This window comes from Mesorhizobium sp. M0051, assembly GCF_040323235.1.
In the GTDB taxonomy this organism is placed as follows: domain Bacteria; phylum Pseudomonadota; class Alphaproteobacteria; order Rhizobiales; family Rhizobiaceae; genus Mesorhizobium.
On sequence record NZ_JAMYUT010000093.1, the window covers coordinates 1 to 1,018 of the forward strand.

Genomic DNA, 1,018 nt, shown 5'->3' on the forward strand with positions numbered 1-1,018 from the left:
ATCAGATACTCGCACAGTGTCCTCGGCCCGGTCACGAGCCCACCAGATGCGCCGAGCGCCTTGCCGCAGGTGTGGAGCGCGACGATGTTGTCGCGACCCTCGAAAGTGGCGGCAAGCCCCCGGCCGTCCGGTCCCCAGACGCCGGTCGAATGCGCCTCGTCAATGACGATGAATGCGCCGTGCCGATCGGCAAGCGCGACCAGGCTCTCCAAAGGCGCGCAGTCGCCATCCATGCTGTAAAGGCTTTCCACCGCGATCCAGACGCATCCCATGCCGCCTGCGGCGCGCCAACGTGTGATCGCATCCTCGACAGCGGTGGCGTCGTTGTGCGCGGCCAGCACGAACTGTGCGCGCCCGGCCTGCGCACCCTCATGCATGCTGGCATGGGCGAGCTCATCGAGAACCAAAAGATCGCCCTTCCGCGGCAGGGCGCTCAGCAGAGCGAAGTTGGCGATGTAGCCGCTGCCGAAGAACAGCGCGCGGTCGGCTCCAAAGAATGCCGCCGCGTCTGCCTCGAGCTGCTCGTGTTCCGGTGCATTGCCGCGCAACAGCCGCGACCCAGTGGCGCCAACCGGCGTGCCCCGCGCAATCGCCGCCACAACAGCATCGCCAAGTCTCCTGGACGAGGCCAGCCCGAGATAGTCGTTCGACGAGAAATCGAGACCTGCGCGCGGCGCAAGCGTCCGCAGCCGGTCCTTGCGGGCCAGTCCCTGCAAGGTCGCGTCATAGCGGGCAAGCGGTGCCCCGTTCATTGCGCCTCGAGTTCCATCGGCTCAATGCCGAGACGGCGGAACAGAAGGCTATCCTTGTCCTCGCCGGGATTGTCCGCCGTCAGCAGCGTGTCACCGACGAAGATTGAATTGGCACCGGCAAAGAAGCACAGCGCCTGCATCTCGTCGGTCATGGCGGTGCGGCCGGCTGAAAGCCGGACATGCGATTTCGGCATCATGATGCGCGCCAGTGCGATCACGCGCACGAATTCGATCGGCTCGATCGGCCTGGCGTCGGCAAGCGGGGT

General features: G+C 65.9%; 1 protein-coding gene and 1 pseudogene. Both read right to left on the reverse strand.

What is annotated here, in order from left to right; all coding sequences use genetic code 11:
• A partial coding sequence (locus tag NKJ90_RS33355; protein ID WP_352487777.1) for an aminotransferase class I/II-fold pyridoxal phosphate-dependent enzyme occupies nucleotides 1-752 on the reverse strand: 752 nt, incomplete at its 3' end.
• Nucleotides 749-1,018: pseudogene (locus tag NKJ90_RS33360) on the reverse strand (biotin synthase BioB); the annotation flags it as partial. The gene NKJ90_RS33355 and the pseudogene NKJ90_RS33360, both read right to left, overlap by 4 nt.